This window comes from Tolypothrix sp. FACHB-123 (assembly GCF_014697075.1).
In the GTDB taxonomy this organism is placed as follows: Bacteria; Cyanobacteriota; Cyanobacteriia; order Cyanobacteriales; family Nostocaceae; genus Aulosira.
This window is the reverse complement of the sequence record NZ_JACJRE010000013.1, coordinates 34,468-49,151: the sequence shown is the minus strand read 5'-3', so window position 1 is coordinate 49,151 and position 14,684 is coordinate 34,468. Positions and strand designations below refer to the sequence as shown.

At 38.2% G+C, this 14,684-nt stretch carries 5 protein-coding genes; all 5 read left to right on the top strand.

The features are described 5' to 3' along the window. Positions 1 to 52: 52 nt before the first annotated feature. The 5 genes from H6G41_RS11410 (at position 53) to H6G41_RS11390 (ending at position 14,641) form a co-directional block, all read left to right on the top strand. Positions 53 to 2,788, top strand: coding sequence for an amino acid adenylation domain-containing protein (locus H6G41_RS11410; protein WP_190746310.1), 2,736 nt, complete (start codon positions 53 to 55; stop codon positions 2,786 to 2,788). Beyond that, positions 2,785 to 4,425: a condensation domain-containing protein gene (locus H6G41_RS11405; RefSeq protein ID WP_199316129.1), complete on the top strand. Its 1,641-nt coding sequence runs from the start codon at positions 2,785 to 2,787 to the stop codon at positions 4,423 to 4,425. The genes H6G41_RS11410 and H6G41_RS11405 overlap by 4 nt, the downstream gene beginning before the upstream one ends. Positions 4,426 to 4,550: 125 nt before the next feature. Next, the gene (locus tag H6G41_RS11400) at positions 4,551 to 5,597 is read left to right on the top strand and encodes a TauD/TfdA family dioxygenase (protein WP_190746309.1); all 1,047 of its coding nucleotides are present in this window, start codon (positions 4,551 to 4,553) and stop codon (positions 5,595 to 5,597) included. A 111-nt stretch (positions 5,598 to 5,708) separates the two neighbouring features. Beyond that, on the top strand, positions 5,709 to 8,912 hold the full coding sequence (locus H6G41_RS11395) for a non-ribosomal peptide synthetase (RefSeq protein WP_190746308.1): 3,204 nt from the start codon (positions 5,709 to 5,711) through the stop codon (positions 8,910 to 8,912). Then, complete coding sequence (locus H6G41_RS11390; RefSeq protein WP_190746307.1) at positions 8,909 to 14,641, top strand: non-ribosomal peptide synthetase; 5,733 nt, start codon at positions 8,909 to 8,911, stop codon at positions 14,639 to 14,641. The genes H6G41_RS11395 and H6G41_RS11390 overlap by 4 nt, the downstream gene beginning before the upstream one ends. The last annotated feature ends 43 nt before the right edge of the window (positions 14,642 to 14,684 follow it).

The following is a 14,684-nucleotide window of genomic DNA, read 5'->3' as shown; positions in this document are numbered from 1 at the left end:
GTAAGCTTATTGACTTTATTAATCAACCAGTATTTTTTAGGAGCATATAAATATGGATGGACAAGAACATAAAAACGACTTATTAGCGCAAAAAATTTATTGGCTAAATAAGTTATCAGGAGAACTTCCAGAAACTAATCTCATGCTGGATTATGTCAGACCTGTATTTTCTTGTAAGAGAAACAAGTCTCTGGGCTTGGAACTATCCCATGATGTATCTCAAAAAATCATCAAACTCAGTCAAGGTTCTGAGTTTTCAACTTACTGGATACTGTTATCTGCATTGAATATATTGTTATATAAATATAGTCGCAAAAATGATGCGATCGCGGGAATACCTAGATATGCAGAAATTGCTACAAAGGATGTAAAAGCTAAATTTATTCCTTTGCGGACTCAGGTAAAATCTCACATATCCTTCAAAGATTATCTTTTACAAGTTAAAGATGAAATTATCGATGCTTACAATAATCAAAACTGCGATTTAGAAGAGTTAATTTCGTTATTAAACATCCCATCAATTTCTCATCATTGTCCATTGTTTAATGTAGTAGTTTTATTAGAAAATATTCATGATAAGAATATCATCAATGATTGCGATTGCGATCTGGTATTTTCTTTTTCGATTAATGAAGAATCCATTACTCTCAATATAGAGTATAGCAACCATCTTTTTCGAGATGAGAATATCAACCTATTTAGCAGATATTACAGTAGTTTTTTGAAAAATGCGCTCAATAATATCAATGAAAAAATATCAGATATTACTTTATTCTCAGAATTTGATAGAGATCAGCTATTAAAATATTTCAATAATAATCATCAATCATATCCAGTTGAGCAAACAATCAATCAGTTATTTGAACAGCAGGTATATAAAACCCCGCATAATATAGCTGTAGTTCATCAACAAAAAAAATTAACTTATCAAGAACTAAATGAAGCTGCTAATCAGTTGGCTATTACATTGCGTCAACTAGGACTGAGTAAAGACGACTTGGTCGGTATATTTAAAGACCGAGACATAAATTTTTTGATTGCTATTCTAGCTATATACAAAGCAGGTGGAGTGTACGTACCTATTGATAGTACTTATCCTGCAAATCGAATTGAATATATGTTAACTAATAGCGAAGTTAAGTTTCTCTTGACTGATGCTACTTTATTAAATATTTTGACTGACTTAACAGATAAATGTTCTCAATTAAAGTCTATTATTTGTTTAGATAAAGTCATTACTGACAATATAAATTGGTCTCATAACCGGGAATTAATCATCTACCAGCAACTTAATTTTAGTAATATTTCCCAAGAAAATCTAGAGCCAGTCAACAAGGGAATTGACATAGCTTATACGATTTATACTTCTGGTTCTACAGGATTACCAAAGGGAACAATGGTGAGACATGATGGTGCTATTAATCATATTTATGCCCAGTTTGATGAGCTAAAATCAACCGCAGAATTTTGTTTTTTACAAAGCGCACCTTCATCAACGGATATTTCTATATGGCAATTTTTAGCACCGATTTTAATCGGTGGAAAGACTGTAATTGTAGATATTGAAATTGTTGCTATTCCTGAACAATTATTTAAAATCCTGAAAGCAGAAAAAATTACTGTTGTGGAATTAGTACCAGCTTTATTTGGCGGATTACTAGAATATATTTCGCAATTACCAAATACAGAAAGGGAACTACCTGATTTGCAATGGATGATGTTATCGGGTGAATCTGTAGCGATTAAATGGGTAAATCAGTGGCTGGAAATATACCCTAATATCAAGATTGTGAATGCTTATGGCCCTAGCGAAGCTGCTGATGATATCACTCAATTTATTGTTGATAAACCTTTACCAGAAAATCAACGCACAATTCCCATAGGAAAACCACTAGCTAACCTCAATCTCTATATTCTCGATGAGCAAATGAAATTATTACCTATTGGCGCTCCTGGAGAAATTTGTGTATCGGGAATTGGTGTAGGTGCTGGTTACTGGAAAAACGAAGAAAAAACTCAGTTAAGTTTTGTTCCGAATCCGTTTACAGATATTGCTCAAAAGTTACCAGGAAATCGCCCAGATTTAATTTATAAAACTGGAGATTTAGGAAGATGGCTTCCAGATGGAAATATAGAATTTCTCGGACGTATTGACCATCAGGTAAAAATTCGTGGTTTCCGCGTAGAATTGGGAGAGATTGAGTCATTGTTGGGTCAACACCAAGCAGTTAAAAATATTGTAGTTGTAGTTAGAGAAGAAAACCCTGACGATAAGCGCTTGGTGGCTTATGTTGTACCTCAATCTGATGATAGAAACAGTAGCGAACTCATCTCAGAGTTACGCAATTTTCTGCAAGAAAAACTACCAGGACATATGATACCTTCTTTCATTGTCTTGCTAGAAGCATTACCTTTAGCACCTAGTGGAAAAGTAGATCGCCAAGCATTACCTATACCAAGTTTTCAAAATGAATCAGAATTTGGCTTTGTTGCACCTCGTACTCCTACAGAAGAGATAGTTGCTGATATTTGGGGTCAGGTATTAAAGCAAGAACATATCGGGATTTACGATGATTTTTTTGATTTGGGTGGACATTCTTTATTAGCAACTCAGGCTATTTCTAGGTTACGGGAAGCCTTTAAGATTGAGTTACCTTTACGTAGTTTATTTGAAGCACCAACAGTTGCTCAAATTGTCCCAACTATTGAAAATATGTTGACAATTAAGCAATTGCAATTTGTGTCTCAAAAGGAGTTAGACAATGACCGAGAAGAGATAGAATTATGAAAACTATTACAGAATTTTTAGCTGAACTTTGCAATTTAAATATTAAGCTTTGGGTTGAAGATAATCGCTTACGTTGTAGCGCTCCCAAAAATGTACTCACACCAGCGATTAGAGAAGAATTAGCTAGACACAAACAAGATATCCTGAATTTGATATCTAATAACAATTCAGTTTTAGATTTCGATCAACAGCTTATTTCTTCAATACCACGCGCAGAAAATTTACCACTATCATTTGCGCAGCAAAGACTGTGGTTTTTAACTCAGTTAGAACCAGATAGTTCATCGTATAATATATCTGCGGCTGTTAGACTGCAAGGAAGATTAAATTTAGCCGCATTACAACAAAGTTTCCAGGAAATTATCAATCGCCATGAAGCTTTACGAACGAGCTTTCAAACGGTAGATGGTCAACCAATACAGATTATTGCTTCTAGCTTAGATTTTGCTATTTCAATTATTAGTTTGGATGAATGCTCTTTATGGGAACAAGAACAACAAATACGTCACTTGACTACACAAGAGGCGCAAAAAACTTTTGACTTAACTAAATCTCCTTTATTGAGGGTGAATTTGGTACAGTTGCACCCAAAAGAATACATCATACTGCTAACAATTCACCATATTGTTTCAGATGCTTGGTCTATGGGGATATTAGTTGAGGAATTCGTAGCACTGTATTCAGCTTTTTGTCAGGGTAAACCGTCACCACTTGCAAAATTACCTGTACAGTATGCGGATTTTGCTGTTTGGCAACGTCAATGGTTGCAAGGAGAGAGATTACAAACCCAGCTAAATTATTGGAAACAAAAATTAGGTAATATTCATCCGCAGTTAAAATTCCCCAGACAGTCTGTAAATTCGACGAATGAAACTACTCAAGGTGCTGAGGAATCATTTACTTTGAGTCAAGAATTAAGCAAAGCTATATATGTGCTTAGTCGTCAGGAAGGTGTGACTTTATTCATGACATTGTTGGCTGCTTTTGAAGTTTTGCTTTACTGCTTTACAGGTACTTTAGATATTAGAGTTGGTTCACCCATTGCTAACCGCAATCGAGTGGAAATTGAGAAACTGATTGGATTTTTTGTGAATACTTTAGTGCTACGGATTGATTTATCTGGAAATCCTAGTTTCCGAGAATTATTAGCGCGATCGCGTCAAGTAACATTAGAAGCATATGCTCACCAAGACTTACCTTTTGAAAAGCTAGTAGAAGAACTACAACCACAAAGAAGTTTAAATAATCATCCACTGTACCAAGCATGGTTTGTTCTGGACAATAATCCTATGCCACAGTTGCAACTACCAGATTTAATCTTAACTCCATTCGAGATTGAAACTCGAACAGTACGACATGATTTACTTTTATCTATGTGGGAAACTTCAGCAGGTCTTCAGGGTTATTTTGAGTATAAAACGCATCTATTTGATAAGGTGAGTATTTCTCGATTGATTGAGCAGTTTCAAGTCATTATACAGCATGTTGTTGCTAAACCAGAGATAAAATTACAGGAAATTATCGAACTTTTAAACCAAATCGATCGGGAACAGCAGCAAATCAAAAAAAATAATTTACAAGCAACTGAGCGGCAGAAATTAACAATGGCTAAACGCAGATCAGTGCGTAATATATAGATCAGGGCTTACACAAAATAATGAAAAAACGAACCGCGAAGAACACAAAGAACACGAAGTAAAGAGGGTTTTCGAGGATTATTGCGTAAGTTCTATAAATAATTAATATTAGGAAATATCCTTAAATGACGAAACCAAATATCAAACAATTAAGTTCTATTTCTCGTAAGTCTGTAAATATATCTTCAGGAGAATTAATTCAGACATCATATTTACAGCCAGAATTCTCGCTTCCTCTAGTTGTTCAACCAAATTTTGATAATTTAAATCTGGCTATTTGGACTCAAAATAATCGCTCTTGGATTGAAAACAAAATATTAGAGCATGGGGGTATTCTATTTCGAGGTTTTAATGTCAAGGATGTGGCTGAGTTTCAGCAATTTATCCAAGCTCTTTCTGGGGATTTGCTGGAATATTCTTACCGTTCTACACCACGTAATCATGTTAGTGGTAATATCTATACTTCTACGGAATATCCGGCTAATCATTTCATTCCTCTACATAATGAAATGTCTTACTCTCGTACTTGGCCTTTAAAAATTGCATTTTTTTGCATTAAGAAAGCGGAGCAAGGGGGAGAAACACCTATTGTTGATAGTCGCAAAGTTTTTGCGCGGATCAATCCCAAAATTAAGGAAAAATTTTTACAAAAAGGGGTAATGTATGTGCGAAATTATGGTGTAGGATTAGATTTATCATGGCAAGATGTTTTTAATACTAACAATAAGCTGGATGTAGAAACATATTGTCATCAAGCTGGAATTGAATTAGAGTGGAGAGATACTGAAACTTCTGGTTTTAGCTTAAGAACTCGTCAAATTTGTCAAGCTGTAGCCCAGCATCCCCAAACATCAGAAATAGTTTGGTTTAATCAAGCGCATTTATTTCATATCTCTAGTTTAGATTCTATTGTTCGCGCTCAGTTGTTGAGTGATTTTTCAACAGAAGATTTACCTCGTAATGCTTATTATGGTGATGGTTCTGTTATTGAAGATTCTATATTAGACGAGATTAGAGAAATTTATTGGCAAGAAGCAATTGTTTTTCCTTGGCAAGAGGGAGATGTGTTGTTATTAGATAATATGTTATCTGCTCATGGGAGGATGCCGTTTCAAGGTTCTCGCAAGGTTGTGGTTGGGATGGCGGAGGAGTATAAGATTTCTGATGGTTAGGTTGGGGTGAGTGGGAAAGGAAGATTTTTAAACGCAAAGTGGCGCGGAGGGAAGCGCAGAGGAGCGCAGAGGTTTTTGATTATTGATTGTGATAAAAGGGGTGTTTTTAATATGCGAGTGGAACCAGTTGAGGGATTTAGATTATCTCCCCAGCAAAAGCGGATATGGTTGTTAGCAAAGAGTGAGGATCTATCACTATTTAGGGTTCAAGGTGCGGTTTCTATAACAGGTAAATTAAATATTGATGTTTTCAAAACAGCTTTGCAACATCTGCTTAATCAATACGAAATTTTTCGTACTACTTTTTATCGTCTACCAGAAATGGAACTACCATTACAGGCGATCGCAGATAATTATGAAGTTGGGATTACTGAATTATATCTTGGCGATTTGTCGGAAATAGAGCAGGAAATTCGCCTAAATGAAATATTTAATGAGATAAAAAGCTTACCTTTTGATGGGGAAAATAAACCACCTCTGCAAGTGGTTGTTATCAGGTTATCTGCAAATAAACATATTTTATTTTTAAGTTTATCTGCTTTGATTGCAGATGGTTGCACTCTTAGATATTTGTTTAATCAGATTATTGTTGCTTATAGGGCTTGCTTGTACAATCAAAATCTGGATGATGTACTGCTACAATATGCTGATATTGCAGAATGGCAAAATCAACTTTTGGAGTCGGATGAGTCAGATTTAGGTAGGGAATATTGGCGCAAGCAAGATATTACTGCTATTGATGATTTTAGTGTTTGCTTTGAAAATAAACAAATTACCAAGGGGAGTTTTCAGCCTCAATGTATATCTTTAAATATTGATAATGAGCTAGTTGAAAAAATAGAGTTAATATCCTCAAAATATCAGGTAAATAGTGCTGATGTTTTACTGGCTTGTTGGTTGATATTGCTGGGTAAAATTACTGGAAAACCAGATTTATTTGTGGGGATTGTTGGGGATGGTAGAAAATATGCGGAATTAGAGCAAGCATTGGGATTATTATCAAAATATTTACCCATCGCCTGTCATCTACCAGGGGAAATAAAATTTAGCAAAATATTACAACAGATACATAATGCGGTAGATAATGGTAGGGAATGGCAAGAATATTTTACATGGGAAGATAGTTTAAAATCGGTTGATTTTTGTCCAGTTGCTTTTGAGTTTGCAGAATTAAAGGAAAATTATTCTGTTGCGGATCTATCGTTTTCTTGGGTTAAGTATTACTCTTGTATTGATAAGTTTAAAATTAAGTTAACTTGTTGGCAGCAAGGGAACGCTTTAATTAGTGAGTTTCATTTTGATGAGCGATTATATAAGTTTGAGGATATCAAAACATTATCTCAACAGTTTGAGATATTATTACAAGATGCGATCGCACATCCCGAAACCCCTATCAGTCGGTTAAATATTCTCAGCGATCGCGAGTTACAACAACTACTTGTAGAATTTAATCATACGAGGGTAAATCAGCCTCTAGATAGATGCATTCATCAGCTTTTTGAGTATCAAGTAAAGCGCACGCCCGATGAAATCGCTGTTGTGTTTGAGCAGCAGCAATTAACCTATACACAGTTAAATACCCGCGCCAATCAACTAGCCCATTATCTCCGTACTCTGGGGGTTGGGGCGGAAACTTTGGTAGGGCTTTATGTTGAACGTTCCCTAGACACGATCGTTGGATTGCTGGGAATATTGAAAGCTGGCGGTGCATATATACCTTTAGATCCAAACTATCCACATCAGCGTTTAGCGCAGATGTTAGCAGATGCGCAAGTGCAAGTTTTGGTAACTCAACAGCAGTTACTTAAACAACTTCAAGAGCATCCACCAAAGGTATTATGTTTAGATGCAGACTCTGCAATCATCGCTCAACAAAGTTACGAAAATCTTCAAACTGAAGTTAAGCCAGAGAATTTAGTTTATGTTTTGTTTACCTCTGGCTCTACAGGTAAGCCAAAAGGTGTGGCAATTGAGCATCGTCAACTGTGTAACTATCTTCAGGGAATTGGCGCAAAAATAGATTTTTCTGACTGTCGTAGCTTTGCTCATGTTGCTACCTTTGCAGCTGACTTGGGGAATACGATGATTTTTCCGGCTTTGTGTAGCGGTGGATGTCTGCATATAATTTCCCAAGAACGCGCTACTAACCCCGAAGCACTAGGAGAGTATTTTCATCGCCACAACATTGACTGTCTGAAGATAGTTCCGGCTCATCTTGCAGCTTTACTCACAACTGCTCAATCTCAAGAAATATTACCTCGAAAACGCTTAATTTTAGGTGGAGAAACTTGTAATTGGCAATTAATTGCGCAAATTCAGCAATTAGCACCGGATTGTCAGATTTTTAACCACTACGGCCCCACAGAAACCACCGTTGGCGTATTGACTTATCCTATCGAGCAAATTCGAGCTGATTGTGCGACTGTACCAGTTGGGAAAGCGATCGCCAATACGCAAATCTACCTGCTAGACTCTTATCTGCAACCAGTACCCATTGGCGTACCGGGAGAAATTTATATTGGTGGGGATAGTTTAGCAAGGGGTTACTTAAATCTCAGCGAACTGACAAGGGAAAAATTTATTCCTCATCCATTTAATAATTCACCATCTGATCGTTTATATAAAACCGGGGATTTAGCTCGCTATTTACCAGATGGAAATCTAGAATTTTTAGGACGAATTGACGATCAGGTAAAAATTCGCGGTTTTCGCATTGAATTAGAAGAAATCTTACTTACCTTACAACAACATCCAGCAGTGCAACAGGCGATTGTTTGCAGTCGCGAAGATGTACCGGGTGACAAGCGTTTAGTAGCTTATATTGTCTTTGAGCCAAAATCCTCAATTCCCCAATCATCAGATTTACGTGCTTTTTTGAAGGAAAAACTACCAGAATACATGGTTCCTTCAGCCTTTGTGAAGTTGAAGAGTTTACCATTAACAACTAACGGCAAAATAGATCGAGAAAAACTACCAGCACCAGAGCAAATTGCATCAGAATTAGTTGCTAACTTTGTGGCTCCTCGTAACCAAACAGAAAATGCGATCGCGCAAATTTGGCGAGAAATTCTCGGCGTTGAACGAGTGGGAATTTATGACGGTTTCTTTGAATTGGGAGGACATTCTCTACTAGCTACACAAATCATTTCCCGCATCCGTCAAACTTTGCAAGTAGAGTTATCTTTGCGTCAGTTTTTTGATACTCCTACTGTTGCTGATTTAGCAGTAATTATCGCCCAAAATTTAGCGCAACAAACAGATGCGGCAATGCTAGCTGAGATTTTAGCAGAGTTAGAGGAAAAAGCAGATTTATGAGCGACTTAAACCAACGTATTGCCCAATTATCTCCCGAAAAACGTGAGTTACTGCTGCAACGGCTCAATCAGAAACAAGCGATCGTTGCACCTTCCCAAATCCCACGCCAAAGCCGGGACTCTAACTATTTTCCTTTATCATTTGCCCAACAAAGACTTTGGTTTCTCTCCCAGCTAGAACCAAACAATCCTTTTTATAATCAACCCACAGCTTTACGTCTAACTGGTCAACTCAACATTGCCATATTAAAACAGAGCCTCAAGGAAATCATGAGGCGACACGAAACATTACGCACAACTTTTACCATCGTCAATGATAAACCAGTCCAAGTCATCAATTCAGCTGTTGATTTGACATTACCGATAGTCGATTTACAAAACCTGACTCCAAACCTCCAAGAACAGGAAGTACAAAAACTAGCCGCACAAGAAGCACAGCAACCTTTTAACTTAGAGCAAGGGCCATTACTGCGAGTTACCATACTCAAGCTGAGTGCCATAGAACATGTAGTATTATTTACAACCCACCACATTGTTTCTGATGGTTGGTCAGTCGGAATTTTGGTGCAAGAAGTCGCAAAAATATACACAGCTTTAGCTAATAACCAGCCATCACCTCTGCCAGAACTGCCGATTCAATATGCAGACTTTGCAGTTTGGCAGCGAAAATACTTAACAGTAGAGGTAATAAAAACCCAGATATCTTACTGGCGAAATCACTTAGGTACTACGCCACCATTACTAGATTTACCCCACGATTATCCTCGTCCAGCAATTCTCAGCTATCAAGGTAATACCAAATTCTTCTTACTGTCAGAGTCTCTCACCAAAGCTCTGAAGGCGCTCTCACAGCAAGAAGGAGTCACCTTATTTATGACTTTGCTGACAGCCTTTAAAATTTTACTACATCGTTACAGTCAGCAAGATGACATTGTTGTGGGAACTGCGATCGCTAATCGTCATCGGGCTGAAATAGAAACATTAATCGGCTTTTTTGTCAATACCTTAGTGTTGCGGACTAACTTAGCTGGTAATCCTAGTTTTCGTCAGTTACTTCAGCAAGTTCGGGAAGTCACATTAGGAGCTTACGCGCACCAAGATTTACCTTTTGAGCAGCTAGTAGAAGAACTCCAACCAGAGCGTCATCTCAATCGCAACCCTCTATTTGATGTGATGTTTGACTTTCACAATGAGCCTGCACAAGAGTTAAAACTGCCAGAATTGACTTTCAGCTTGCTGTCAGAACAGAGACAGACAGCAATTTTTGATTTGGCTCTCACAATGGCAGAGACAGAACAGGGTTTGGCTGGAACAATAGAGTATAGCACTGACTTATTTCATGCCAGTACAATTGAGCGGATGTTGGGACATTTTCAGGTATTATTAGCGGCAATAGTCGCCAAACCTGAGCAAAGTTTGGCGGATTTGCCACTGTTGACAATAGCTGAACAGCAGCAGTTATTAGTAGAGTGGAACAACACAGAAGTTGTATATCCCACCGAAAAATGTATCCATGAACTATTTGAGCAGCAGGTAGAAAAAACACCCGACGCAATAGCAGTAGAGTTTGAAAATCAGCAATTAACCTATAAAGAACTCAACAACAAAGCCAATCAACTAGCCCATTATTTGCAAAAGTTAGGAGTCAAACCAGAGGTATTAGTTGGAATTTGTGTAGAGCGTTCCTTGGAAATGGCGATCGCCATCCTTGCCACCCTCAAAGCTGGAGGAGCTTACGTTCCTCTTGACCCAACTTATCCAAAAGAGCGTTTAGCTTTCATGTTAGAAGATGCTCAAATCTCAGTTTTGTTATTCCAACAGCACTTAGTTGAGCAATTGGGCAATTGCGATACTCAAGTCATCTGTCTGGATACTGAGTGGGAAAAAATAGAGACAGAAAGCGAAGAAAATCTATCTAGTAGAGTCACTAGCAATCATTTAGCTTACATCATTTATACCTCTGGCTCCACTGGCCAGCCCAAAGGCGTTTTAACCAAGCATTGCAATGTAGTGCGGTTATTCGCTTCAACGCAAACATGGTTTGAATTTAGCGATCGCGATGTCTGGACTTTATTCCACTCTTATGCATTTGATTTCTCGGTTTGGGAAATTTGGGGTGCGCTGCTTTATGGTGGAAAGCTAGTGATTGTGCCTTATTGGATCAGCCGTTCTCCTGAAGACTTCTATAATTTGTTATGCACTCAGGCGGTAACAGTTCTTAACCAAACACCCTCAGCTTTTTACCAACTCATACAAGCCGATGCTTGTGTAGGTAAGCAACACTCGCTGAGTCTGCGTTTAATCATTTTTGGCGGCGAAGCCTTAGAATTGCAAAGCTTAAAACCTTGGTTTGAGCGACATGGCGATAGTTCACCTAAGTTAGTAAATATGTACGGCATCACGGAAACGACCGTTCATGTAACTTATCGCCCATTAACCTGGGAAGATTTAAAGCTTGCTGCTGGGAGTGTGATTGGTCGTCCCATTCCAGATTTACAAGTTTACATACTCGATCGCTATGAACAACTTGTACCAGTTGGTGTTAAGGCTGAAATGTACGTTGGTGGTGCAGGATTGGCGAGGGGTTATTTAAAACGACCCGAATTGACTGCACAAAAATTCATTGCCAATCCCTTCAGCAACAAAGGAGGAGAATGCCTTTACAAAACTGGCGACCTAGCTCGCTATCTGCCTACTGGAGATATTGAATACATCGGCCGAATTGATCACCAAGTCAAACTTCGCGGTTTCAGGATTGAGTTGGGAGAGATTGAAGCAGCTATCAACCAACACTCCGCAGTTTCTTCAAATGTGGTTGTCCTCAGAGAAGATAAACCTGGAAAGAAAACGTTAGTAGCTTATATAACTTTAAAATCGGGGCAAACATTAGAAATTACCGAACTGCGCCACTTTTTAGAGTCAAAGCTGCCCAACTATATGCTACCAACGGCTTTTGTCATCTTGAATGCACTACCATTAACACCAAATGGTAAGGTAAATCGTCGAGCCTTGCCAGCACCCGATCGCACCCAGTTAATCCAAAAATCAGATTTGGTTCCGGCTTCTACACCTTTAGAACAATTGCTGGTTAGTATTTGGGCTGAGGTACTGGGGATTAATCAATTAGGCGTTCACGATAACTTCTTTGATTTGGGTGGACATTCATTACTTGCTACTCAACTTATCTCCCGAATTCGTCAGAGTTTACATTTAGAATTGCCATTGCGCTGTTTGTTTGCATCTCCCACTATTGCTGAACTAGCTGCCGTAATTCAAACAATGGTGATGCAGGGGCAAAACTGGCAAAATTACCCCATTCTCCCCTGTTCGCGGCAAGTAAAATTACCCTTGTCCTTTGCACAAAATAGACTGTGGTTTATCGATCAATTGCAGCCTGGGAATTCTGCTTACAATATCTTCAATGGCTTTCGCCTTCAAGGTTCGCTAAATATTACAGCACTGGAACAAAGCATTAACGAAATTATCAGACGACACGAAATTTTACGCACCCAGTTTATTACTGTAGATGGACAACCAGTGCAGGCGATTATCCCTGACTTGCAATTAACTTTACCAGTAATCGACCTACAAACACTTTCAACAGCAGCCCAAGCAGCAGCCGTACAACAGCTAATTACCCAAGCGGCGCAACAGCCTTTTGATTTAACTCAAGCGCCTTTATTGCGGCTGTCTCTCCTAAAATTGAACCCTACAGAACATATAGTGCTATTCGCAATGCATCATATTATCTCTGATGCTTGGTCGATGGGGATATTGATTAGAGAATTGACAGTTCTTTATCAAGCATACCTGAATGGAGAAGCTTCTCCCTTACCAGAATTATCTATTCAGTATGCAGACTTTGCAGTTTGGCAACGGGAGTGGTTGCAAGGAGAAATGCTACAAACTCAACTTAGCTACTGGAAGCAGCAACTTGCTGGTTCTTTACCAGTACTCAACTTACCCTACTCCCAAACTAAAGCAAACACCAACCGTAGTGGTATCCACACCTTCAAACTATCAACAGAACTTTCTATAGCAATAGAAAAACTCAGCCGTGAAGCCGATGTCACATTATTTATGACAATGCTAGCTGGTTTACAAACACTGCTATACCGCTATACCGGACAAGATGACATTGTTATCGGTACTGATGTCGCCAATCGCAACCGAGCCGAAACAGAAGGAATAATTGGTTTTTTCGTCAACCTGCTAGTGTTACGCACTAACCTTGGTGGTTACCCCAGTTTTCGAGAACTTTTACAGCGAGTCAGAGAGGTAACTTTAGGAGCGTACAATCATCAAGACTTACCTTTTGAAAAGTTGGTAGAGGAACTACAACCAGAACGAAGTTTAAGCCATACACCATTATTTCAGGTGTTATTGGTGATGGATAACGTGCCTACAGCTAACTTAGAACTTCCAGGTTTAACATTACTTCCCTTAGAAACCAACAATCAAAAAGCTAAATTTGATTTAGCTTTGTTTGTGTCAAAAATAGAGCAAGTACTTGAAGCTAGTTGGTGTTATAACGCAGACCTTTTTGATGCACAGACAATCGTGCGTATGACAGAACATTTTCAAGAACTTCTGCATAATATTGCCACTAATCCAGATGCTCGAATCAATACTTTAGATATGCTTACCAAAGCTGAGAAACAACAAAAAAATATGGGAGAAATCAACCAAGAAGCCAGTAAATTTAAAAAGTTTATGGGCATTAAGCCAAAATCTGTTAAATTACCAGCAGGAGAGTTAATTAAAATCGATTATCTCCAACCAGAACAAACAATTCCTTTGGTAATTAAGCCAAATATTAACGAGTTTGATATTATTGATTGGGCTAAAAATAATCGAGAATTTCTCAGCCGTAAGTTACAACATCACGGCGCAATTCTTTTTCGTGATTGTCAGATTGATTCTGTAGCGAGATTTGAACAATTAGCGCAAGCTATTTGTCCAGAATTATTTGGTGAATACGGCGACTTACCACGGGAAGAAATTGGTAGTAAAGTTTATGGTTCTACACCTTATCCAGCAGATCAAGCAATTCTCTTTCATAACGAAAGTTCTCACATGCACTGCTGGCCGTTGAAAATCTGGTTTTTCTGTTTGCAACCAGCACAACAAGGAGGAGAAACACCAATTGCAGACTGTCGCCAACTTTATCAACTGCTTGGTTCTCAAATTAGAGAAACTTTAGAGAAAAAGCAATTAATGTATGTTCGGAATTATATTGAAGGGTTAGATGTAAGTTGGCAAGACTTTTTTCACACTAACGATAAAACAGTAGTAGAAAATTATTGCTCTAAAGCTGGGATTGAGTTGGAATGGTTAGCAAATAATAATTTACGCACTCGCCAAATTAGACCAGCAATAGTCAATCATCCCCACACCAAAGAAAAAATATTTTTTAATCAAATTCAGTTACATCACATCTCATGTTTAGAAACTACAGTCAGAGAATCTTTATTATCAATGTTTGGCGAAGAAAATCTGCCACGTAATGTCTATTACGGTGATGGTTCTGCAATTGAAGCTGAAGTGATGACAGAAATTAATCAAGTTTATCAACAAGCTACCATCAGCTTTCCTTGGCAGCAAGGAGATGTATTGATGTTGGACAATATGTTAACTGCTCATGGTCGCTTTCCTTATATGGGGCTACGAAAAATTGTGGTAGCGATGGGAGAAATGATGAAAAACTCCGTTTTTGGGCATGGGGCATAGGGCATGGGGAAGAAATCATCAATGCCCTACGCGCACCCTACAC